Genomic DNA, 24,306 nt, shown 5'->3' on the forward strand with positions numbered 1-24,306 from the left:
TTTCAAATAACTATTATGCATGCATAGTTTCGCAAATTATAAAAAATCTTATAATACACAACTCTAATATATAAAAAAAAGGAGCTGTAATTTGATAACTCCTTATTTTTTTATTGCTTTTGTTGATATATTTATCTTTTAAGCTTTTAAAACTTAACATTATCGTTGTTTTCTATCCATTTTCTTGCATTTACAAAAGCTTCTATCCAAGGAGATACTTCATCTCTTCTGCCTTTTGGATAATGAGCCCAATTCCATTGAAAAATTGAACGTTCTATATGTGGCATCATTACTAAATGTCGACCACTTTTGTCGGTCAGCATTGCAGTATTGTAATCTGATCCATTTGGGTTCGAAGGATAGGCTTTATATCCATATTTAGCCACGATATTATAGTTATCTTCAGGAAGTGGGAGGTTAAATTTACCTTCTCCGTGAGAAATCCAAACGCCCAACGTGCTTCCGGTTAGGGTAGATAACATTACCGAGTTGTTATCTTGAATTTTAACTGATGTAAATCCACTTTCGTGCTTACCAGATTCGTTATGGACTAATTTACCATGTACCTTGTGTTCTGGATTTATGACCTCAAGTTCCATAAATAACTGACAACCATTACAGATTCCAACAGATAAGGTATCTTCTCTTTTGAAGAAGTTTTTTAAGGCAGTATTTGCTTTTTCGTTATATAAAAAGGCACCAGCCCATCCTTTAGCAGAGCCTAATACATCACTATTCGAAAAACCACCAACTGCACCTATAAACTGAATGTCTTCTAAAGTTTCACGACCCGAAATTAAATCGGTCATGTGTACATCTTTTACATCAAAACCTGCTAAATACATGGCGTTGGCCATTTCGCGTTCAGAATTACTTCCTTTTTCACGTATAATAGCGGCCTTTGGTTTTGGTTTTGAATTGTCAAGTAAAGGTTTTCTTCCCATAAAATGAATTGGGAATTCGTAGTGTAAAGGCTGTTTAGCAAAATTTTCAAACCTGTCTTGTGCTAAATTATTTGCAGTTTGCTTTTGATCTAAAAGGAATGAGGTTTTATACCAGGTATTTCTTAGTTCTGCGATATTTAGATCAAAAGAATCGTTTCCGTTTTTGAGCGAAATTGAAGTTCCTTCTTTTGCTTTTCCAATGGTAAAGAATTCAATATTGTTTTCAGAAAACACTGCTTCAATATTCGAATTAAGAGCACTCTGTATAACAATTCCAGAATTTTCTGCAAATAATAATTTTACAGAATCAGATTCTCCAATAGCCGTAAGGTCAAGTTCTGCTCCAAGGTTTACATCGGCAAAACATAATTCTAATAGGGTAGTAATTAATCCACCAGAAGCCACATCATGACCTGCAACAATTTTACGATCACGAATTAGATCTTGAATAACATTAAATGTCTTTTTAAAACTAGCTGCGTCTTTAATATTTGGAGCTTCAGAACCAATTTTGTTAATCACCTGTGCAAATGAGGAACCTCCTAGCTGGTGTGTGTCTTTAGAGAGGTTAATGTAATATATCTCTCCACCATTTTTTTGAAGAACGGGCTCTACTACCTTATTGATATCATTACAATTGGCAGCAGCAGATATAATTACTGTTCCAGGTGCTATAACTTCATCATTAGGATATTTTTGTTTCATTGATAAAGAATCTTTACCCGTAGGGACATTAACTCCTAAATCAATGGCAAAGTCCGAAATGGCTTTTACGGCTTTATACAGTCTAGCATCCTCACCTTCATTTTTACAAGGCCACATCCAATTGGCTGATAAAGAAATAGAATCTAGCCCATCCTTAAGAGGTGCCCAGATAATGTTTGTTAGCGCTTCGGCAATAGAATTTCTACTCCCAGCTTCGGGATTGATTAATCCAGAAATAGGGGAGTGGCCAATACTAGTTGCTATCCCTTCTTTACTAGTATAATCTAATGCCATAACACCACAATTATTTAGCGGTAGTTGTAAAGGGCCAGTACATTGTTGTTTAGCTACTTTACCACCAACACATCGATCGACCTTATTAGTAAGCCAATCTTTACAGGCCACCGCTTCTAGTTGCAGTACTTGTTCTAAATACTCTTGAAAATCATTTATAGTATAGTGTAGCTCGGCATAGTTGCGTGAAATCGTTTGATCTTTCATTATGGTTTTGGGAGAGCTGCCAAACATATCCTCTAACTCAAGATCCATAGGTTTATCTCCTTTGGTTTTTGATTCGAAAGTAAAACGATGATCACCAGTCACATCCCCAACCTGGTACATGGGAGAACGTTCACGTTCTGCTATACGTTCTAATGTATCGATATCTTTTTGGCCAATTACCAATCCCATGCGTTCCTGGGACTCATTACCAATGATTTCTTTTGCAGATAATGTAGGATCACCAACGGGTAATGTATCCAAGTCTATTTTACCACCTGTTTCTTCAACTAACTCAGATAGACAGTTAAGATGTCCTCCTGCACCATGGTCATGAATAGAAACAATAGTATTTTCTTCACTCTCTACCATACCACGAATGGCATTGGCAGCACGTTTTTGCATTTCTGGATTAGAGCGTTGTATGGCATTCAATTCGATACCACTACTAAATTCTCCTGTGTCTGCAGAAGATACTGCAGCACCACCCATACCAATTCGATAATTTTCTCCACCAAGGATGACAATTTTATCCCCTGCTTCTGGAGTGGCTTTTATTGCTTGCTCTGCTTTACCATAACCAATTCCACCGGCTTGCATGATTACTTTGTCGAAACCAAGTTTTCGAGGTGTTCCACTGGGCTTGTCGAAGTGCTCTTCGTGCTCAAAAGTAAGTACAGATCCTGTAATTAGGGGTTGTCCAAATTTATTTCCAAAGTCTGAAGCACCGTTAGACGCTTTGATCAAAATATCCATTGGTGTTTGATACAACCAATCTCTTTCTTTCATGGCTTGTTCCCAAGGACGTTTTTCTTCTAATCTAGAATATGAAGTCATGTATACCGCAGTCCCTGCTAAAGGTAAAGAACCTTTTCCTCCTGCAAGTCGATCTCTTATTTCACCTCCTGATCCTGTAGCTGCGCCATTAAATGGTTCTACTGTGGTAGGAAAGTTATGCGTTTCTGCTTTGAGCGAAATCACACTATTAAATTCTTTTTCTTGATAGAAATCCGGCTTGTCTGCCGTTTTTGGAGCAAACTGAGTAACTTTTGGTCCTTTTATAAAGGCAACATTGTCTTTGTATGCAGAGACAATAGTATTGGGATGGGTTTCTGAGGTCTTTTTTATAAGTTTAAAAAGCGAAGTGGGTTGTTCTTCTCCATCAATTATAAAAGTTCCATTAAATATTTTGTGACGACAATGTTCTGAATTTACTTGCGAAAACCCAAATACTTCAGAATCGGTTAGCTTTCTTCCTATTTTTTTACTTACACCTTCGAGATATTCAATTTCTTCGTGGTTAAGTGCTAGTCCTTCACTGGCGTTATATGCAGAAATATCATCAATTTCGAGAATCGGTTCTGGCTCTATATCAATAGTGTATATCTCTTGATTTAATCCATTGTACTTTTGAGAGAGCATTGGATCAAAATCGGTAAAATCTTTGGCAACAGAATTAAACTCTTCTATACGTATGATTCCTTCTACACCCATATTTTGGGTGATCTCTACTGCATTGGTACTCCAGGGAGTAATCATAGCGGCACGAGGACCAACAAAAAAAGCGTCAATAGACGCCGCAGATATAATAGGTTGGTTGCCAAATAACCAGACAAGTTTTTTAATGGCTGAAGTTGAGATTTCATTGGTGGTCTGAACTGCAAATACTTTCTCGTTTTGGTTTCCGAAGAAATGAATCATTTTTTGGATAATTGTGTTGTGTTGAACAAGCAGCAAATTTACAGTTTTCTATGTAAAGTTTTACATAAAATTAAGATTCAATACTAGAGTTATCCACCAAATTTTGAACAATTAGGATGATTAAGCTTTTCTTTCTAATAAAGCCATGTAGAAACCGTCATAACCAGACTGGTGCGAAAGTATTCTCTTATCCTTAATTAATGTAAAATCTTTTCCAACCTCTGTGGAAAGGAATTTTTTAACCTGCTCCTGATTTTCAGACGGTAGTATAGAGCATGTAGCATATACTAGTTTTCCTTCTGGTTTTACCATTTTAGAATAACTCTCTAATATTTCTGATTGCGTATTTTTAATGGTATCCAGAAATTCTGGTTGTAATTTCCATTTAGCATCAGGATTACGACTTAATACACCTAAACCACTACAAGGAGCATCGATCAAGACTCGATCTGCTTTACCATAAAGCTTCTTAATATCTTTTGTGCTTTCGATAACTCTAGGTTCAATATTATGTGCTCCTGCTCTTCGAGCTCTTCTTTTTAACTCTTTAAGCTTATTTTCATAGATGTCCATGGCTATAATTTGCCCTTTGTTTTCCATTAAAGAAGCAAGATGAAGTGTTTTACCACCAGCTCCGGCACAAGTATCAACAACACGTTGTCCTGGTTGTACATCTAGAAAATTTGCTACCAATTGAGAAGAGGCGTCTTGTACTTCGAAGAATCCATTTTTAAAGGCTTCGGTACTAAAAACATTAGTTCTTTCAACCAGTTTGAGGGCATCAGAGTATCCTTTAATAAATTCTGTGTCTATATTTTCATCTTCAAGTACTCCTCTTAGTTTATCTCGTGATATTTTTAGAGTATTTGCTCTTAATACTACAGGAGCTTGTTGATTTAAAGCATTGATTTCTTTGTCCCATTTTGCTCCTAATTCTTTTTCACCTAGCACATCTAACCAATCTGGTATAGATTCTCGAAACTTTCTAGTCTTGATTAACTCATCAAATCGTCCTTTAATACGTCGGGTAGGAGTGGGTTCAATTTGTCTCCAATCTGGTAATGTGATCCCTCTTAATGTAGCCCAAACAGCAAAGATTCTCCATAGATTTTCTCTAGAAAAAGGCTCTTTTACTTCGGCAATTTCTGCATACAAGCGTTTCCATCTTACGATTTCATATACTGTCTCTGCAACAAAGCTACGATCACGAGATCCCCATCGTTTATCTCGTTTCAATAATTTTTGCACAACTTTATCTGCATAAGCTCCTTTATTGAATATTTCATTCAATCCATCTATGACCGCAAAGACAAGGTTTCTGTGTAAACGCATTACATTAATTTTTTAAGGTCTGCAAAGGTAGACCTTTGTTATCAAATACAGTTATATTTGATTAAAATTATTAAGAATGAGAATGATCATCATCTTGTTTACAGCTTTGACCTTTATTTTTTGTGAAAAAGAGAAGAATACAGTTGGTCATAATTTTTCTGATATTGACATTGAAGTCATTTTTGAAGATTCTATACGTGTTCGAGCTATATCTATATATAAGGACACATTATTAGGTTTTGGGTTTAATAAAGGATATGGCTTTATAAACCTTACTACTAATGAGTGTTGTCTTAATCAGCTGAATGCTAATGATGTAGCTGAAGAAAGTACTAATTGGGTTTCAGAGCAACGTGCAATATGTTTTAATGATCACTCTTTTTTTAGCCTTGGTATTGGCTCTCCGGCCAGGTTAAGAAAGATCGATTTAAAAGATAGAAAAGAAAAAATAGTATATACCGAAACACACGAAAAGGCATTTTATGATGCCATTGCTTTTTGGAATGATTTAGAAGGTATTGCTATGGGAGATCCCACTGATGGTTGTTTGTCTGTAATCATCACACGAGATGCAGGAAAAACATGGAATAAAATTCCATGTACTAATTTACCCAAGACTTTTGACGGAGAAGCTGCATTTGCGGCTAGTAATGGTAATATCTCTATAGTAGGGGATAAGACCTGGATTGTTTCTGGAGGTATGAAATCTAGGGTGTTTTATTCTCCTGATAAAGGGAAAACATGGGAGGTTTTTAAAACTCCTATTGTTCAGGGTAGCGCTACAAGTGGAGCTTACTCGATACATTTTTATGACGAAAATAACGGAGTTATTTATGGAGGCGACTATACCAAACCAGAAGTTAATAGTGCTAATAAAGCAATAACAATAGATGGCGGAAGAACCTGGAAACTAATGTCTAGCGAAAATGGTCCTGGATATAAAAGTTGTGTGCGTTATATACCTAATGGAGGAGGTAAAGAATTAGTCGCTGTTGGATTTACGGGTATTTCAATTTCAAATAACTCTGGAGAACATTGGAAAGAAATTAGTAAGCAAGGGTTTTATACATTGAGGTTTATCAATGATAGTATCGCCATAGCAGCTGGTAAGAATAGGATTGCAAAAGTGATTTTTAAATAAATAAAAGAGGTGTTTTAGACCTCTTTTATTGTTAAATACTTTGTAATACAAAAATCATTAATTCTTTTTTCTTCTCTCTCTGATCCTGTCTAGAATACGTCTATTAAAATCTGTTTCTGCTTTTATAAGTCTTAAAATTTTCTTGTTAGGTATAACCTTCTTTAAATCCGTAATTAGTTTTCGTCGAGATTGAGATTTTTGTTCTTCAGCGTCTAAATATTTATCTAAAAAATCTCCAGCTTGTTTATCACTTAAACCTTCGGGACCATTATTAGCACTTTTAATGCCTTTAATGAGCATGCGTTCCTGTCTTTTTAAGTTTTCGACCACAGATTCGTGATTGTTATAAATAGGCCAGAATTGCTGAGCCTCTTTGCTCGTTAGGTTTAGTTGTTCTGTTATATACGCTACCTTAAAGGCTTTCATCCTTTCTCTTGGCCCATTTTGAGCAAAAGAGCCAAAGGCGCTACAAACAATACATATAAGTAATACTATCTTTTTCATTTTATTCTGTAAATATAATTTCATCTGCAAGATTTTCTTCTGATAAATAGTCTATTAGATCTTGATCATTTAATAATTCTTCTTCGAAGGTTTCTGCATAACTTACATCTTCTCCTATTAGAGAAGCTATTTCTTCATCACTTAATTCAATATTCCCATCATTAAAATATGCATGTATGTCTGCGATTTCAATATCGTCAAAATTTACACTGGATGTTTTATTAATCGATATAGAAAGTATAACTGCAATCATAGCCGCAATACCAGAAATGTATAAGAGATTTCTTTTAGTGAATAAAGAAACTACTTTTCCTTTAGGTTTTTGATCTTCTATTTTTTGCAATACATCATCTTCGAAAGAGCTAAAATAGCCTTCTGGCACCTTAAATCCTGAGTTTTTAGGGGTGCTTAACATAGAGTCTTCTTTAGTACTATGAGTTAATTTTTTTGAAAGCTTGTCTTCAAAACTTTCAAAGTAACCTTTTGGTACTTTAAACCCACCATTATCTTTATTTAAGTTATTTTTTTTCACTAGTTATATGACTCTTTAAATGTAAAAAGGTTTAATCATTTTTTAAAAACTTTTCGATTTTTTTAGTTGCTAAGTGATATGAGGCTTTTAAGGCCCCTTCACTTGTTTCCAAAATTTCTGAAATCTCCTTGTATTTTAGTTCCTGAAAATACTTCATATTAAATACTTGTTGCTGCTTTTGCGGTAGTAAAGCGATAGCTTTTTGTAGTTTTAATTGTATTTCGTCACCTTCAAAGTATGTATCTGCTTCTAAATTTTGTATTAAATGGTGATTAAGTTCTTCACTACTAATATTATATTTTTTGGCCTTTTGATTTAAAAATGTAATTGATTCATTAGTTGCGATTCGATACAGCCAAGAATAAAGTTTACTATCACCCTTAAATTTTTTAATATTCTTATATACTTTGATAAACACGTTTTGTAATATATCATCTGTATCATCATGGTTCTTGACCATGTTTCTTATATGCCAATAAAGGCGTTGTTGATATAATTGAACAAGTTTACCAAAGGCTATATTAATATCCTGATCGGTTTGAAGTGTGGTAAGTAAGTTTTCTTCTTCTTGGGTATTCAAAGTTAATAGTAATTATGTTGATTATATGGTAATAGTTTTTACTCCTATCTTAACTTAGACTAATGTACACAAAAAAGGTTTAATTAAGTTTAAAAAAAGTTTAATTGCAGTTATATTTGTAGGAATTTATGTAAGAATAAATGTTAAATTATAGGTAAATACACTTTTTTACTAGATAAAATACACTTTTTGTTTGGTTGATTGAAAAAAGTTTGTATCTTTGAAATGTGAAAATGAGTTAGTGCTTTCATTCTCCCCAAGATGAAAGTTTCAATAAAAGTGAGTTTTAATTTTAGAGTAAGCCCCTAAATTAAGATGATTTGTGTGAAGAGAAAGAGTGCGAGAGCACTCTTTTTTCATTTACAGACTTTGGTAACGTAGTTTTTAAGAGAAAACAATATTTGTAAGTAAAAGACTACTTTTTATATAATTTAAATCATTTTTTCAAGTTAAAATGCTTTTTTTTTTAGATAAATTACACTTTTTATTTGGAGAATTAAAAATAATGTGTATCTTTACAAAGTAAAAATGAGTTAACGCTTTCATTCTCCCCAAGATGAAAGTTTTTAATAAAAGTGAGTTTTAATTTTAGAGTAAGCCCCTAAATTAAGATGATTTGTGTGAAGAGAAAGAGTGCGAGAGCACTCTTTTTTCATTTACAGACTTTGGTAACGTAGTTTTTAAGAGAAAATAATATTTGTAAGTAAAGGACTACTTTTTGAATGGTTTTAATTGTTTTTTTAAGTTAAAATGCTTTTTTTTTAGATAAAAAGCACTTTTTATTTGGAGAATTAAAAATAATGTGTATCTTTACAAAGTAAAAATGAGTTAACGCTTTCATTTCCCCCAAGATGGAAGTTTTTAATAAAAGTGAGTTTTAATTTTAGAGTAAGCCCCTAAATTAAGATGATTTGTGTGAAGAGAAAGAGTGCGAGAGCACTCTTTTTTCATTTATAGACTTTAGTAGGTTATTTTTAAGAGAAAACAATATTTGTAAGTAAAAGACTACTTTTCGCATGATTTAGATCGCTTTTTTAAGTTAAAGTGCTTTTTTTTTAGATAAAATACATTTTTTGTTTGGAGAATTAAAAATAATGTGTATCTTTACAAAGTAAAAATGAGTTAACGCTTTCATTTCCCCCAAGATGGAAGTTTTTAATAAAAGTGAGTTTTAATTTTAGAGTAAGCCCCTAAATTAAGATGATTTGTGTGAAGAAAAAGAGTGCGAAAGCACTCTTTTTTATTGGTTTTAAATCTGATAGTTAACTAACTTCTATAATCGACAGATTAAATTTACTGTGTTTTCGGGTAATGCGGTTTTAAAATGTATTTCGCCTTTTATAAAATTGCTTAAATGTTTTGTTTTATAGATGAACTACATTCGTTTATTTTAAAATAATAACTTTTTAATGTAAGAGAGGTATTTTAAAACTTTAAGATTTCATTTTTAAGTTAATTCTAAGTCTTTTTTTATGGCAGCTATCTTATTGTCTAACAGGTCTTGTGTTTTATCAAAGTGAGCTATCGTTTTTAAAGGCTCTTGCACACTGATATAAAACTTTATTTTAGGTTCAGTGCCACTGGGCCTTGCAGCAATTTTACTTCCTAATTCTGTATAAAATATCAATACATTAGATGTTGGGATATCAATTGTTCTTTCGGTATTGTCTTGTATGTTTTTTGCAATGCTAGTTTGATAATCCTCAATTAGAATCACTTTCTCATCATTTAAATATTGAGGAGGATTACTTCTAAGAGTAACCATGGTTTGTTTAATTTCCTCGGCTCCATCAATACCTTTTTTTACTAAAGAAATAAGATTTTCTTTATAAAAACCATATTGGGTATATAACTCTAAAAGTGAATTATAGAATGAACTACTATTGGCTTTTGTATGTGCTACAATTTCACATGCCAATAGGGTAGAGGTAACGGCATCTTTGTCTCTTACAAAATCTCCAACCATAAAGCCAAAACTTTCTTCGCCTCCACCAATAAAATGCTTATCCGGATAATCTTTTATTAGTTTAGCGATCCATTTAAAACCAGTTAATACTTCTTTGTATTCTACGTCGTAGGCTTCAGAGAGAGTTCGCATCATTGGTGTGGATACAATAGTCGAGGCTATATATTCATTACCTTTGACCCCTTTTTTCGTTTTATAATACTCCAAAAGAAACCAAGTCATTACTAGCATGGTTTGGTTTCCATTTAGCAACTGTAGTTCTCCTTTATTGTTCCTAACGGCGATTCCTAATCGATCACAATCGGGATCTGTACCAATAACAATATCTGCATTAACCTCTTTTGCAAGTTGCATCGCCATAACTAAAGCTTCTGGTTCTTCGGGGTTTGGTGATGTAACCGTTGGGAAATTACCATCGGGTTCTGCCTGTTCTTTTACGATATGAACATTTTTGTACCCTGCCTTTTTTAGCGTTTCGGGGACAGCAGTAATCGAAGTACCATGAAGAGAGGTAAAAACAATTGTTGTATTGTCTTTTGCTTCTTGAGATGCAACAAAGCTCCCATTTTTTACACTTTGGTCAATAAATATAGTATCTATTTCGGTATCTATCTCTTCAATAATAGCAGAATTGGCTTCAAATTTTATATCAGAATATTGTAATGAATTTATTTCAGAAATAATTTCATGATCCTGGGGAGGAACTAGTTGCCCACCATCTTGCCAGTATACCTTATATCCATTATACTCTGGGGGATTATGGCTTGCAGTTAGTACAATACCACAATGACATCCTAATTCTTTTACAGCAAATGATAGTTCTGGCGTGGGACGAAGGCTGGTGAATAGATAAACTTTAATTCCGTTTGCAGAAAATACATCGGCTACTATTTGAGCCAGGGTGTCACTATTATGTCTACAATCATAAGCTATTACAGCTTTTGGTTGTTCATCGGGGAATTGTTGTACTAGATAATTGCTTAATCCCTGGGTGCTTTTACCTAAAGTATATTTATTGATTCTATTTGTGCCCACTCCCATAATACCGCGCATACCGCCGGTACCAAACTCAAGATCTTTATAGAAACTTTCTTTTAATTCTTCGGGCTTATTTTGTAAGCCCTTAATTTTTTGTTGAGTTTCGTTATCAAAGATAGGGGTAAGCCATTCTTCGACCCTTGCTTTTATATCAGAATTTGTGATTTGCATGCTTGTAATTTTAGTGGCAAAAATACTATTTAATTTTGGTAAAAAATTTTAGGGATACAAAGTATATTGTATTAATACTTGCAGAATACTACTATTTATTCAAAATAATTAGAGGTGTATCTTTTCAGAAATACTATATCTTTCTTTACTTCTTTTGCTGGTTAAGATAATTTCGCCTAAAAATCCAGCCAGAAAAAACTGCGTTCCTAATATCATCGAAGTTAGAGCAACATAGAATTCGGGTCTTTGGGCAATCAACCTGCCTTTGGTTTCTATAAAAAGCTTATCAATCCCGAGGTATAATGAAAAACCAAAACCAATAATAAAGAGCAAGGTACCTATGAGACCAAAAAAATGCATAGGTCTTTTACCAAAATGGGACATAAACCAAATAGTAACCAGATCTAAAAAACCATTGATAAAACGGCTCATCCCGAATTTTGTCTTACCATATTTCCGAGCTTGGTGAAGTACTACTTTTTCACCGATTTTAGTAAATCCTGCATTTTTGGCTAATACTGGGATATAACGATGCATTTCGCCATGAACATCAATATTTTTTACGACAATGTTTTTGTATGCCTTAAGCCCACAGTTGAAATCGTGTAATTTAACCCCAGATGTCTTTCTTGCTGCGGCATTAAATAATTTAGACGGTAAGTTTTTAGCAATAACCGAATCATATCGTTTCTTTTTCCAGCCCGAGACCAAATCATATCCTTCTTTATCGACAAGCTCATATAGCTCGGGGATTTCCTCTGGGTTGTCTTGGAGATCGGCATCCATAGTAATTACAACTTCTCCTTGCGCAACACCAAAACCGGCATGCAAGGCTTGCGATTTTCCAAAATTTCTTAGAAACCGAATCCCTTTTACATTTGGATCTTTTTCTGATAATTCTGAAATGGTGTTCCAGGATTCATCGGTACTACCATCATCAATAAAGATAATTTCATAAGAAAAAGAATTGGATTGCATAACTTTTGCAATCCAATCGTATAATTCGTTGAGTGATTCCTGCTCATTAAGCAGCGGTATGACCACAGATATATTCATAGGTTAATATAACTCTTGTTTCTTTTGCATTACCAATCCTGTTATCAAAGAAATAATGAATCCCATAAAAAGGCTTCCAATAATGCCTATAGCAAAACTTATTGACGGGCTTTGTAATTTTTCGGTAATTGCAAATACTTCTTCTACTTGTTCTTCTGTCATATCGGGAGATTCTTTTAAGAGTTTCTCCTTTTGGATTTCCATAACCTGTTCCGAATAATCAGGTTCGATTACTGTGGTTAATGTAAGGTTCCAGATACCAGAAAGAATTCCGCTTATTAAGGCTATGCCGATCCCTACTTTTAGCGCATCGGTAAGGTTAAGAAAACCATTATTAGCAGATTTATAGGCTTTAATCCCATAAACTAATGCTGCCAGCATGATCACAAGTCCTAATATTCCAACAGACCAATGAGGGTCTTTATACATACCCGTAGCGTAAATAATGGCACTAAACAATATGGATACTACTCCTAGTAGTACCCCGTAATTTATTATAATTTTCTTTGCGGATATTTTTACATCCTCCATAATTAAAATCGTTTGGGTTATTTATATAACCATAAGTGCTCAAAGATACTAAAATGTTACAAGTGCAAGGAAATATATTTAGAGTTGATGTTATGTGACCTTATAACATCTTAAAAATTTTAGTAGTGTTGGTGCTATGTAAGTAAAACGATTTATTTAATAATTTATTAATGAAAAGGATCACGATTTTTTTGCATAAAGGCTCCTCCCAGTAATGACACTAAAGTACCTAATGTTGAATGAAAAATTAAACCAGTCAAAAATCTATTAAAAAGGTAGTTGTTTTCATTACTTAATAGTCCATTTTGTTCTTGGGAAGCTGTTGACGTCGATGGGTTTGTCGAATTAATAATGTCCTGAATAGTTTCTGGTGAAATTACCTTAACAAAAATAATGTCCCAGATTAGTTGCATTAGGGTGCAGATTAAGACAATTCCAATTCCAATTTTGAAAGCTTGCCATAAGGTTAAAAAACCATCGTTTTTAGTTTTGAATCTGTAAATACCGTACGCTATAATTCCAATATGAAGGAATAATTCGAAAATTGACAACGCCCAATTTGCTGTAGTTTTAGTGTCTGAAATATGACGAAGAACCCCATAAATAATCCATATAAGGCCAAGAATAAACCCATAGATCAAAATGTATTTTTTAACAGAAATAGTAGTTTCTTTCATATAGCAAAAATGTTTTTTTATGTAGTTGTTAAACTACCGGTGTAATACTATAAATAAATGTTGCAACTGCAAGAAATGCGGCTTTTTATCGGGTTAATATACATTTTTATCGTATATTTACAAAATAATTACGGTTTTTCCGTAATACAAAAATGGTCTTAACAAGTGTGAAATATGGGTTTTACCTTGAAATAGACATAAAAGATTAAAGGGTTGAAAATGAGGATTTCTGATTGTTAAGAATGATACAGAAAACAAAATCATAACCTTTTTTAGAGTACATACCCCAATTTTTAAATTGTGTAAAATATATTAACAAAATCATTGTTTATGAAAAAATTACTACTTTTTACTCTTATTTTTTCTCTCATTGGGATTACATCTTGTACAAAAGATGAAGAGCATCTCGAAATTTCTCAAGAAGAAAAGGAACTTCTCGTTAAACAAACGATAATCGAGTTTAATAAAAGTGCTATTGAAACAGGTAAATTTCAGCAATTTATGACATCTGTACCTCAAAAAACTGCGAGTGGACAAGATGTTGAAGCGCTGTTCCAGGAGTTTTTGGGAGAACAATCACAAACCTTTTTGGATTTGTATTATCAACTCGAGGCTATTAATATGACAGGTGAAGAATTTAAAAGTATTGCAGATCAGTATGAATACTTGAGATTGGATATAGGAATTAGTCTTGGTAAGAGTTCATCTGGAAGTTGTAATTATGGTGAACTTGCGTGCGCTATAAAAGATTGGGTAACCGAGAGGGGGGCTAGCAACTAAAAATGACCTAGTGGTGTCATAAGTACTAGATGAAAAATCAGTGCTATCTGCTATTTCTAGTCTAAGTGCAATGAATTCGAGTTTCTTTACTTTATTTTTAAAAATGTTTTGCATTTAATAAAATAGTTGTAAATTTGCAGCTCGAAAAAAGAAAAGATTAATATAATGAGAAAAGATATTCACCCAGAAAATTATAGATTAGTAGCGTTTAAAGATATGTCTAACGATGAAGTTTTTTTAACTAAGTCTACGGCGAATACTAAAGAAACTCTTGAAGTTGATGGTGTAGAGTATCCGCTAGTAAAATTAGAAATTTCTAGAACTTCTCATCCATTCTATACCGGTAAGTCTAAACTTATCGATACAGCAGGACGTATTGACAAGTTTAAAAACAAATATGCTAAATTCAAGAAGTAATTTAGTTATACAATATATGTATAAGAAGCCTTTCTATGTAGAAAGGCTTTTTTATTGCCCTTTGCTTTGAGTGCATTCAGGGCGCTTGATAGTTAGTTTAATATGTTACCGAGCCCTGAGGTACTCGAAGGGCGGACTTACAATGAGGCTTGAGCGTAGCCGAGGCGATTCATTAAGTAGAGTAACCATTCGACTACGCTCAGGGTTCAGTATTGTAATATTTTCCAAATAAAATAGCTTAACCACATTATTTTTGTTACAAACGTCCTTATTTTTGTTTTGAAATAAACCGTGGTGCATATAGAGATTACAGATTAAAAAAAAAACGTCATTTCGAGTGTTTTGTCATAATAAAATGGAGACAAAACGTATCGAGAAAAGCTTTTTTAATCCAAAACCCTATTCTCGATACACTTCTCCTAAAGTCGAAGTACTCGAATTGACGGATTTTAGATTAAAAAAATTTAAAGATGCACTGCGGCTTAAACTATTAATAATTTAGAATCAAAACATGAATTACATTCTTTTTGATGGTGCTTCACGCGATGCATTGCTACCGTTTACCTATACCAGACCCGTTGCCGACATTAGAATAGGAATTTTAACCATACGCGAAAAGTGGGAAAAATACCTGGGGTATACTACATCTACAGTAACCGAAGAATACCTTAGCGAAAAATTCCCAATGGTAGAATTAGAGGAGAATATTATGATTAATGCTTCTTATCTTCCATCGAATGATCTTGTAGACACGATTAAAAACCTGAAAACCGACCAGGCTATTTTTAATAATGAGGAGCCTATTGCTTTTTATGTTAAAGAAGATCAGGAAGTAGATTTTGATTCTTATGAAGTCATTCAATTTGAATCTGATATGTTTACGGTAAAGAATACCTGGGATATATTTTCAAAAAATGAAGAAGCGATTAAAAATGATTTTAAAGTATTAACTGAAGATAGAAAAAGTGTACCCATCCCCAAGAGTAATCATGTAATTGCTCCCGAAAACATTTTTCTTGAAGAAGGAGCAAAGCTTGAATTTACAACCTTAAATGCATCTAATGGACCCATTTATATAGGAAAAGATGCAGAGATTATGGAAGGGAGTATTATAAGAGGACCATTTGCGCTTTGTGACCATGCTACTATAAAAATGGGCGCCAAAATTTATGGTGGCACAACCATTGGACCTCATTCTAAAGTAGGAGGAGAGGTAACCAATTCTGTAATTTTCGGATATTCTAATAAGGGGCATGATGGGTTTATTGGTAATTCGGTATTAGGAGAATGGTGTAATCTGGGAGCAGATACAAATACATCCAATTTAAAGAATAATTATGCACCGGTTCGATTATGGAGTTATGAAACCGAAGGTTTTGCGAAAACTGGATTGCAGTTTTGTGGATTAATGATGGGGGACCACTCTAAATGTGGTATTAATACGATGTTTAATACCGGAACCGTGGTCGGTGTAAATGCGAATATTTTTGGCAGTGGTTTTCCACGAAATTTTATACCAAGTTATAGCTGGGGTGGAAGTGGAGGTTTTACTACCTATTTAACTAAAAAAGCTTTTGAAGTTGCTAAAGTAGTAATGTCAAGAAGGGCTATAGAGTTTACCGAACAAGATGGAAAAATTTTAGAGCATGTTTTTGAAGAAACCAAATCCTGGAGAAAGGGGTATGAATAAATCGCAGGCTATCTCAGTGAGATGACTTTTAATGCGATGTAAATACGAATTTGTTTATAAAAAGGTTATTTCTTTTCCTTCCAAACTCTTTTTAGAACTAAGAAGTTTTGTGGGTTCTTTAGTAGAATTTTTATGTATTTCAAATAAAAATTTAAGAGTTAGTAGGTTTTTATGGGCAATTTCTGGTTGGAGTAAGCGCTGAAGTAAAAATAATTCTGAGTAAAAATGCTACGTGATTATAATATTTCACGTAGCATTTTATCTAATAAGTTCTATTGCTGCTGTTCATTACATAGGCAAACCCAGTCAATTATTGCTCCTAAAAAGAGACCTGCACCAACAGCACCTGAGCTGGCGCCAGCATTTGCAGCGCAACAATCATCAATCGCAGATGCTTTTATTTTGGCTTGTTGTTTTTTGTTTAATACTTGTACTCCTTCAATGTTAAAAATTGTTTTTTTCATTTTCTTACTTTGTTTAAAAATTATTAATGTCTGCTAAAATATAATTTTTATCGATATAATGCATTTTAAATCGGTAAAATACTTAAAAATGTCATTAACTATGAAAATTACTTTTTTCTCTCCTTCCAAACTCTTTTAAGAACTAAGAAATTTTGAGGATTATTGGTGAGCCCCTTCACATTTTTCTGAGTAAATCGAACGACTTCATCATAATATAAGGGTACAATAGGGGCATGGGCTACTATAATAGAATCCATTTTTGAGTACAGTTGTTCTCTTAATTTTGTATCGGTAATCAAAAAACTTTCCTCATATAATTGATCGAAAAGTTCATTCTTAAAATGCGTGTAATTGGGACCGTCTGGAGTATGATTTTTACTGTAGTATGGCGATAAGAAATTTTCGGCATCTGGATAATCTGCAATCCAACTAGCTCTAAAAGTATCTAATTTACCACTCCATTTTTGTTCTCTAATGGTAGATGGAGGTAATACATCGACTATTATATTTAGCCCTATTTTTTCTAATTCGCGTTGTATAAATTCGCAAAGACTAAGGTAGTTACTATCGGTGGTAATTGTAATGGTTGGATTTTTATGCCCGGTTTGTTCTATATATTTTTTTACAAGCTTACGTGCCTTTTCAGGTTTGTATTCATACCCTGGTATATCGTTAAACCCAGGAAGTCCTTTCGGAATAAAACCATTAATTGCCGGTGTGCCGATGCCATTCTTAAGATAGGTAATCATTTTTACCCTATCGAAACCATAATTGACAGCTTGTCTAAGTAACCTGGATTGAATCTCTTTTTTATCGCTATCTAGATAAAAACCAAGGTATTCAGAATTTAAATAAGGGCCTTTAGAGATGGTAATGCGATCTTGATATTTCTTTCTTAATTTACCGCTAGGGGTAAGAAGTTCATCTTTATAGGATGCATCTAAACTATTTAGAAGATCTATATTCCCTTTAGCAAATTGTAAAAATTCACTTTGTTTTTCTGGTAAAAAAGTAATGGCAACAGCTTCGAGATAGGGGAGTTGCTTCCCTTTTTCATCGTTTTCAAAATACAATTCGTTTTTACGCAAAACCAGTTTAACATTTTCTTCCCAGAGTTTAAACTTAAATGGGCCAGTACCTATCGGGTTGGATCTAAATTGATTTCCGTAGAATTCAACCACTTCTTTAGGAACCACAGAGCAGTATCTCATACTCATTAACCCTAAAAAAGCAGGAAAAGGTTTTTTTAACTTTATTTCAAAAATACTATCATTAATAGCGGTGTATGATTTTACGTTTTTAAGCACCCAATTTCCTGGTGAAGCTACTTTTGGATCTACTAAACGATCGAAACTATATGTAAAATCTGATGCAACTACTGTTCTGGTACTGTCTTTGGTTTTAAATTGCGAATGTTTATGAAAATAAACATCATCTCTAAGTGTAAAAGTATACGCTTGTCCGTCTTCTGAAATTTTCCAACTTTTTGCTATATCTGGTTGCACATGCAATACATCGTCAAATTGTACAAGCCCGTTAAACATTTGATTGGTAGGCCATATAATAGAGGGATTCCTGGCAAAAGCGGGATCAAGAGACTTAATATTAGAATATTCGTTATACCTAAATACTAAGTGATCTTTGTCTTCTTTAGTAGAGTTGCTACAAGATGAAAGTAAGAAACAAATGTAAGATATTGCTAAATAGCGAATTATGGATAGGTAATGATTAAGTTTCAATTTTAGTAAACGGATTATTGTTGGTATATTTGCACCCTCGAAATTTATACTTAGGTAGCGTAATATAGTTTCAGTTAAGGGTAAAGATAAAGAGATTTCCGCCTTTGGCGAAATGACATGTAGTTTTATGAGAAAAAAAGTTGCTTTTTATACGTTGGGTTGTAAACTGAATTTTTCGGAGACATCCACTATTGCTAGAAATTTTAAAGATGAAGGTTTTGATCGGGTAGATTTTTCTGAAAACGCAGATATTTATGTTATTAATACCTGCTCTGTTACCGAAAATGCAGATAAGAGATTTAAAACAATCGTTAAGCAGGCCCAAAAAACAAACCAAGATGCCTTCGTAGCTGCAGTGGGTTGTTATGCACAATTAAAGCCTGAAGAATTAGCAGATGTAGATGGAGTGGATTTAGTATTGGGCGCCACCGAAAAATTTAAAATCACCGATTATATTAATGATCTTTCTAAAAATGATTTTGGCGAAATACATTCTTGTGAAATTGAGGAAGCCGATTTTTATGTAGGAAGCTATTCAATTGGCGATCGTACCCGTGCATTTTTAAAAGTACAGGATGGGTGTGATTATAAATGTACGTATTGTACAATCCCACTGGCAAGAGGTATATCTAGAAGTGATGCGTTAGTAAATGTTTTAAAAAATGCTAAGGAAATTTCAGAAAAAGGAATTAAAGAAATTGTACTTACAGGTGTTAATATAGGAGATTACGGTAAAGGAGAGTTTGGTAATAAGAAGCATGAACATACCTTTTTTGAGCTTGTACAGGCATTAGATACCGTGGATGGTATTGAGCGATTACGGATTTCTTCTATAGAACCAAATTTGTTAAAGAACGAGACGATTGATTTTGTAGCAAATTCTAGGACTTTTGTACCTCATTTTCATATCCCATTGCAGTCGGGTAATGATGAAATCCTTAAATCGATGCGTCGTAGATATCTAAGCGATTTGTATGTAAACAGGGTTAAAAAAATTAAAGAGGTGATGCCTCACGCTTGTATTGGTGTTGATGTCATTGTTGGTTTTCCTGGTGAAACTGATGATCATTTTCTGGACACCTATAATTTTTTATCAGAATTAGATATTTCTTATCTGCATGTATTTGCCTATTCTGAAAGAGATAATACAGTAGCTGCAGATTTAGAAGGAGTTGTATCATTAGATGTTCGTAAGAAGAGAAGTAAAATGCTTCGGGGTTTATCGGTAAAGAAAAGAAGAGCGTTTTATGAAAGCCAATTAGGAACAGAAAGAACGGTGCTATTCGAATCCGAAAATAAAGAAGGATATATTCATGGTTTTACCGAAAATTATGTCAAAGTAAAAATGCCTTGGAACCCATCATATGTAAATACATTGAACCCTGTAAAATTAACAGAAATTGATGATGATGGTATTGTAAGGTTTGAGTTTATATAGAAGAGTCTTTCGAATAAAAACAAAAAAAAAGACTTGCTGAACGACAAGTCTCTTTTTTTTTTAATACTATAGGTTAATTCCTACGGGTAATAAATCCTTGTATTTTCGTCTATTCTTTCGCATAAATTTTGCGATAATAGGGCTTGTAGGAACTAGTCTGATATTACGTTCTTGAATTAGATTGAATACAGCAATAATAAAATCCTGTTCATATCCTTTTTCTAATTGCTCTTCACTCATGATAAGTTTAGTGAGGAAAATTTTTCTTTCCTGTTGGGCGTACTCGATCTTTGCTTTTTGACCTTCAATTGTAGTTTCGAATTGTCTTAGAAATTCATTATCAATAATTTCTAATTCAACATCACTCATGTTCTCCATATTTTTTAAAATTATGAGGTTTTAAATCATAAATAAGAAGCATAGGCCTCTATTCTATCTAACAATTGTTATAACATTAATTCTCGAAATAGGCATCATATCGATAATCCAATTACGAATAAAAACAATGTTGCTAACTAAGATTTGTTAGTTTAAAATTCCCTTTTCACAAAAAATTAATACGGTATTTCTTTATTTTTTAAAAAGGAATACTATAATTTTGAGATGCAAAGATACTAAAATTAGAGGTTTAAAGTTAAATTCCACTGTTAAAATACCTATGAAGCAGCAAGTTACTTATGTTTACTTCGTGCCCGGAATGGCTGCCGATGTGTCTATTTTCGAATATATAAAACTTCCTGAAACTCACTTTGAGTGCCACATGATACCCTGGAAAATCCCCGGTAAAAAAGAATCAATTGAAGATTATGCCAAACGAATGTGTTTAGAAATTAAACATAAAAATTGTGTTTTAATCGGTGTTTCATTTGGAGGTATAATGGTTCAGGAAATGAGTAAATATGTGGATGTAAAAAAGCTAATTATTATTTCTAGTATTAAGAATAGAGGTGAATTACCTAAGAGAATAAAAATTGCCCGAAAAACAAAGGCATATAAGCTATTGCCAACCTCGATAGTTTCCAGAATAGAGAATTGGGAGAAACTTGCTTTTGGTGATTTTGCAAAAAAAAGGGCGGCCATGTATCAACGATATTTATCTATTAATGATAAAACTTATCTTGATTGGGCTATCGAAAAAATGGTGTGTTGGGATCAGGAAGAACCTCCTGCTGGATTAATTCATATTCATGGAGAAAAGGATATAGTTTTTCCGATTTCTAATATTAAAAACTGTATTGTTGTTGATAAGGGAACTCATGTAATGATTGTAAATCGTGCCAGGTGGTTTAATAAACATTTACCCGAAATAATTAATGATAACTTGCAATAGTCTAACTTTTTACGTTATATTGTAACACAAAATTTTATTCCCCAATAAAATCTACTTAGTATGAAAATGATCAGGAAAGTTTTAGTTTTTTTAGGCGTATTATTCACTTTTGGTATTTTAGTTAATGCTACCCAAGATAATGTGCAGAAACCTTTGGCTCAAGAGGTACTTGAGCAAAAGTTAATCAATGATTATAATGTCTACGCAATACCTATGCCTGATAATCTTAATTTCTCAGGAGAATTGGTTCCTATAGAAAGTCCCGATATTAGAGAGAGAATGGATAGAGAGTTGCTGGTAAATACGTATTGGCAATCTAATGGATTGTTGCTTTTTAAGAGAGCCAATAAATACTTTCCTATTATCGAACCTATTTTAAAAGAAGAAGGGGTTCCTGATGATTTTAAATATTTGGCAGTTATCGAAAGTAGTTTAACTCAAGCTGTATCACCAGCAAGAGCAACTGGATTTTGGCAAATATTAAAAGGTACAGCCAAAGAATACGGACTTGAAGTAAATCAAAATGTTGATGAGCGTTATCATATAGAGAAATCTACTAGAGTGGCTTGTAAGTATTTAAAGAAAGCAAAAGAAAAATTTGGCTCTTGGACATTGGCTGCTGCAGCTTATAATGCTGGTAGAGCGGGGATTAATCGACGACTTGAAAAGCAAAATGTTAAGACGTATTATGATCTATTATTAGGTGAAGAAACAGGAAGATATGTGTTTAGAATTGTCGCAGTAAAAGAAATTATTAGTAACCCAAAACAGTATGGGTTTAATTTTAATACAGAAGATTTATATCAACATATTCCTACATTTAATGTTTTGGTAGATGAACCTATTGCAGATTTTACAGAATTTGCAAAGCAGTATGATATAAACTATAAAATTCTTAAGCTTCATAACCCGTGGCTTAGAGAACCACATTTAAACAATACTGCTGGTAAAGAATATCTTATCAAGATACCAAGAGAAGGGTATTATAAGACCGGAGTTGGTCAATAGTACGTTTTTTATCTGTTTTTTAAAGATATTTATTTAAGTTAGCTACTTATTTCTAAGTAGTATGAATACATCTGTACTTATTTCTTTAATTCTTATAGGATTGCTGGCTGGTTTTTTTAGCGGAACCCTTGGCATTGGTGGAAGTGTTGTTATGATACCTTTAATGATATTATGGGTAAATTTTTCTCAGCATCAGGCACAAGGAACTAGTTTGGCAGTTTTAGCCGTTCCGGTAACTTTACTCGCAGCATATAATTATTATCAAGAAGGTTATGTAAACTGGAAATATGCTATTATAATAGCCGTTGCTTTTGTAATAGGGGGATATTTGGGAAGTAAGCTAGCAATATCAATCAATCAAGCACTTCTCAAAAAAATATTTGGTGGGGTGATTTTGTTAGTGGCAATAAAAATGATCTTTGGTAAATAAACAACGAGGAAGAATTAGGGATTTAATTATCGCGTTTTCTTCGTTTTTTTAATGAATCTTTTTCTTTCTTATACTTTTCATACTCCTCATCAATTCTGCGTTCTTCTTCGGTACGGCCGTCGGCATCTTTTTCATCAGAATTCTTTTCAGAAGTATTTATCTCTTCTGGTGATTCGGTATCCTCACTTAATAGCCCTCTTGCATCGAGATCTGCAATAATTAATGAAACTCCTTTCGATAAAGAATTAAAATGAATATTATAGGAGTTGCTAATTGTTTCGCTAGAGTGATGTGTTTCTACTTTTTGTATGCTTAGAAGTCTTCTTTCTTCATCCATAAAATACATCATAGGAAACCCTAGAGCATGTTTTAACTTATTTACAATATGCGAGTCCTGATTAGTTTTTTCATCAACATAGACAAGCTTAATGTTTTGACTATACTCATTACTCTTAGATTTTAGATTTTCTTTTGTATCCCAAAACAAAACAATAAAATCTATCTGATCATGAAATCTATCTGCTAGGTCATTAAGTGCTGGGATTTCACCAACTCCGGGAACACACCAGGCGGCATAGGTTATAAGAAATAATGGCTTTTCATATTCTTCAAATTCAATGGGTTCCTCCTTAATAGTATTCACTGTAAAGTTATCCATGTAGGTACCACTAAGATGGTTGGTTACTAAAGAATCAAACAAAAACTTGGCATGCTCTAAATCATTTTCTCGATAAGCGGCATCCATTTTTTGGTTGTATTTCACAATATGGGCAGAAATAGCGGTAGAAAATGGTATTCTTCTTTCTTCTTGACCAAAAGAGTTGCTAAAATATAAAAAGAGTATTCCTAGTATTAATAATTTCTTCATTACAGATCAATTACGGTAGCTAATGTAGTATAAAGTCCTCAAAAAAATGTTCTTTGTAAGTAAAACTTTAGATTTTAGCAAAGAAGCTTTTTTAATAGATTTTATACAAAAACCTCTTAGTTAACGTTAAATCTTATACAATTAGTATGCCTAAATTTTCTTCATTTGCTGTTTCATCATGGTAATTTGATCTTTTAACATACCATGTTTATCTAATTTTTTAGCTTCGGTAAGCAGTATTTGCGCTTCTCTTTTTCGGCGTTTAGTCATTGCAATACCGGCAAGATTTAATTTAGCTACAGCAAGATCCTGATTCATGGATAAGCCTAGTTTGATCGCTTTTTTGAGGTATTTTTCGGCCTGAGTAATGTTGGTTTGAGACAACATTATGCCTAGAAGATAATTATGATACCCCTGTTGCTTAATAGTAAGAGAGCTTTCTGGGTTTTTGATTTTGTCTAACCATTTTTTGGCGCCATCAAAATCTTGTTTACGTAATCGTAAGAAAGCAAGAAGAATTAATTCATTTTTAAAATACAAAAAAACAAATATTGCCGCCAGCAAAATTATCATTATTCCATTACCAATATATCCTTCAATTATTTGCCATACAGCCACACCAACGAGTATTGCCGAAATTACTAGTTTTATATTTTTATTGTACATTGAATTGTTTAATTATTAAGACGCGGCAAAGGTAATAAAAACAATTAAAAATATTTTGATATTTAGGTTTGTCAGAGAAAAAACTCTTCGTATATTTGCC

Annotated in this window: 22 protein-coding genes; 8 read left to right on the forward strand and 14 right to left on the reverse strand. The window is 33.2% G+C overall.

Translation table 11 applies throughout. The features are described from left to right. Positions 1–146: 146 nt before the first annotated feature. Both purL and ABW637_RS13360 read right to left on the reverse strand, forming a co-directional pair. A complete protein-coding gene (gene purL / locus ABW637_RS13355) occupies positions 147–3,848 on the reverse strand; it encodes a phosphoribosylformylglycinamidine synthase (RefSeq protein WP_367585201.1) in 3,702 nt (1,233 codons plus the stop codon). A gap of 120 nt (positions 3,849–3,968) precedes the next feature. Continuing rightward, entirely contained in the window at positions 3,969–5,180 is a 1,212-nt protein-coding gene (locus ABW637_RS13360; RefSeq protein WP_367585202.1) for an RsmB/NOP family class I SAM-dependent RNA methyltransferase, read from the reverse strand. Positions 5,181–5,256: 76 nt separating this feature from the next. On the opposite strand from ABW637_RS13360, the gene ABW637_RS13365 reads away from it, so the two are divergent. Further along, a complete protein-coding gene (locus tag ABW637_RS13365) occupies positions 5,257–6,321 on the forward strand; it encodes a WD40/YVTN/BNR-like repeat-containing protein (RefSeq protein ID WP_367585203.1) in 1,065 nt (354 codons plus the stop codon). A gap of 57 nt (positions 6,322–6,378) precedes the next feature. Here the strand turns inward: ABW637_RS13365 and ABW637_RS13370 are convergent, their stop codons facing one another. From ABW637_RS13370 to ABW637_RS13400, 7 genes are all read right to left on the reverse strand, one after another. Continuing rightward, positions 6,379–6,849, reverse strand: coding sequence for a hypothetical protein (locus ABW637_RS13370; protein WP_367585204.1), 471 nt, complete (start codon positions 6,847–6,849; stop codon positions 6,379–6,381). Further along, positions 6,827–7,357 (reverse strand): hypothetical protein, encoded by a 531-nt coding sequence (locus ABW637_RS13375; protein WP_367585205.1) that lies wholly within the window; start codon positions 7,355–7,357, stop codon positions 6,827–6,829. The genes ABW637_RS13370 and ABW637_RS13375 overlap by 23 nt, the downstream gene beginning before the upstream one ends. Positions 7,358–7,388: 31 nt before the next feature. Further along, complete coding sequence (locus tag ABW637_RS13380) at positions 7,389–7,937, reverse strand: RNA polymerase sigma factor (protein WP_445012723.1); 549 nt, start codon at positions 7,935–7,937, stop codon at positions 7,389–7,391. A 1,447-nt stretch (positions 7,938–9,384) separates the two neighbouring features. Beyond that, a complete protein-coding gene (locus ABW637_RS13385) occupies positions 9,385–11,112 on the reverse strand; it encodes a phospho-sugar mutase (protein ID WP_367585206.1) in 1,728 nt (575 codons plus the stop codon). Between the two features lie 108 nt (positions 11,113–11,220). Further along, positions 11,221–12,168 (reverse strand): glycosyltransferase family 2 protein, encoded by a 948-nt coding sequence (locus ABW637_RS13390; protein WP_367585207.1) that lies wholly within the window; start codon positions 12,166–12,168, stop codon positions 11,221–11,223. Between the two features lie 3 nt (positions 12,169–12,171). Further along, a complete protein-coding gene (locus ABW637_RS13395; RefSeq protein WP_367585208.1) occupies positions 12,172–12,699 on the reverse strand; it encodes a DUF4199 domain-containing protein in 528 nt (175 codons plus the stop codon). 167 nt (positions 12,700–12,866) lie between these two features. Then, positions 12,867–13,376, reverse strand: a complete 510-nt coding sequence (locus ABW637_RS13400) for a DUF4199 domain-containing protein (RefSeq protein WP_367585209.1) — start codon at positions 13,374–13,376, stop codon at positions 12,867–12,869. Positions 13,377–13,706: 330 nt separating this feature from the next. Between ABW637_RS13400 and ABW637_RS13405 the strand changes: the two genes are divergently transcribed. The 3 genes from ABW637_RS13405 to ABW637_RS13415 all read left to right on the forward strand — a co-directional run bounded on the left by ABW637_RS13405 (position 13,707) and on the right by ABW637_RS13415 (position 16,263). Beyond that, the gene (locus tag ABW637_RS13405; protein ID WP_367585210.1) at positions 13,707–14,156 is read left to right on the forward strand and encodes a hypothetical protein; all 450 of its coding nucleotides are present in this window, start codon (positions 13,707–13,709) and stop codon (positions 14,154–14,156) included. Between the two features lie 165 nt (positions 14,157–14,321). Continuing rightward, positions 14,322–14,573, forward strand: coding sequence for a type B 50S ribosomal protein L31 (locus tag ABW637_RS13410; protein ID WP_025741669.1), 252 nt, complete (start codon positions 14,322–14,324; stop codon positions 14,571–14,573). 511 nt (positions 14,574–15,084) lie between these two features. Continuing rightward, on the forward strand, positions 15,085–16,263 hold the full coding sequence (locus ABW637_RS13415; protein WP_367585211.1) for a GlmU family protein: 1,179 nt from the start codon (positions 15,085–15,087) through the stop codon (positions 16,261–16,263). A 272-nt stretch (positions 16,264–16,535) separates the two neighbouring features. Here ABW637_RS13415 and ABW637_RS13420 read toward each other — a convergent pair whose 3' ends face one another. Next, positions 16,536–16,727, reverse strand: a complete 192-nt coding sequence (locus ABW637_RS13420; protein ID WP_367585212.1) for a hypothetical protein — start codon at positions 16,725–16,727, stop codon at positions 16,536–16,538. Between the two features lie 107 nt (positions 16,728–16,834). Further along, positions 16,835–18,466: an ABC transporter substrate-binding protein gene (locus ABW637_RS13425; RefSeq protein ID WP_445012724.1), complete on the reverse strand. Its 1,632-nt coding sequence runs from the start codon at positions 18,464–18,466 to the stop codon at positions 16,835–16,837. Positions 18,467–18,593: 127 nt separating this feature from the next. Here ABW637_RS13425 and mtaB point away from each other — a divergent pair, with 127 nt between their 5' ends. Then, on the forward strand, positions 18,594–19,904 hold the full coding sequence (gene mtaB / locus ABW637_RS13430; RefSeq protein ID WP_367585213.1) for a tRNA (N(6)-L-threonylcarbamoyladenosine(37)-C(2))-methylthiotransferase MtaB: 1,311 nt from the start codon (positions 18,594–18,596) through the stop codon (positions 19,902–19,904). Positions 19,905–19,970: 66 nt separating this feature from the next. On the opposite strand, the gene ABW637_RS13435 is transcribed toward mtaB, so the two are convergent. Continuing rightward, complete coding sequence (locus ABW637_RS13435) at positions 19,971–20,273, reverse strand: N-acetyltransferase (protein ID WP_367585214.1); 303 nt, start codon at positions 20,271–20,273, stop codon at positions 19,971–19,973. Between the two features lie 289 nt (positions 20,274–20,562). Here ABW637_RS13435 and ABW637_RS13440 point away from each other — a divergent pair, with 289 nt between their 5' ends. The 3 genes from ABW637_RS13440 (at position 20,563) to ABW637_RS13450 (ending at position 22,672) form a co-directional block, all read left to right on the forward strand. Continuing rightward, the gene (locus ABW637_RS13440) at positions 20,563–21,234 is read left to right on the forward strand and encodes an alpha/beta hydrolase family protein (RefSeq protein WP_367585215.1); all 672 of its coding nucleotides are present in this window, start codon (positions 20,563–20,565) and stop codon (positions 21,232–21,234) included. A gap of 60 nt (positions 21,235–21,294) precedes the next feature. Beyond that, positions 21,295–22,242 carry a lytic transglycosylase domain-containing protein gene (locus ABW637_RS13445; RefSeq protein ID WP_367585216.1) on the forward strand — a complete coding sequence of 316 codons (948 nt, stop codon included), beginning with the start codon at positions 21,295–21,297 and terminating at the stop codon, positions 22,240–22,242. A 61-nt stretch (positions 22,243–22,303) separates the two neighbouring features. Next, positions 22,304–22,672, forward strand: coding sequence for a sulfite exporter TauE/SafE family protein (locus ABW637_RS13450; protein ID WP_367585217.1), 369 nt, complete (start codon positions 22,304–22,306; stop codon positions 22,670–22,672). Between the two features lie 22 nt (positions 22,673–22,694). Here ABW637_RS13450 and ABW637_RS13455 read toward each other — a convergent pair whose 3' ends face one another. Both ABW637_RS13455 and ABW637_RS13460 read right to left on the reverse strand, forming a co-directional pair. Further along, complete coding sequence (locus tag ABW637_RS13455) at positions 22,695–23,540, reverse strand: peroxiredoxin family protein (protein ID WP_367585218.1); 846 nt, start codon at positions 23,538–23,540, stop codon at positions 22,695–22,697. Between the two features lie 150 nt (positions 23,541–23,690). Beyond that, positions 23,691–24,206, reverse strand: a complete 516-nt coding sequence (locus ABW637_RS13460) for a DUF2892 domain-containing protein (protein ID WP_367585219.1) — start codon at positions 24,204–24,206, stop codon at positions 23,691–23,693. Positions 24,207–24,306: the final 100 nt, after the last annotated feature.

Origin of the sequence: Aquimarina penaris (assembly GCF_040786285.1) — a bacterium.
In the GTDB taxonomy this organism is placed as follows: Bacteria; Bacteroidota; Bacteroidia; order Flavobacteriales; family Flavobacteriaceae; genus Aquimarina.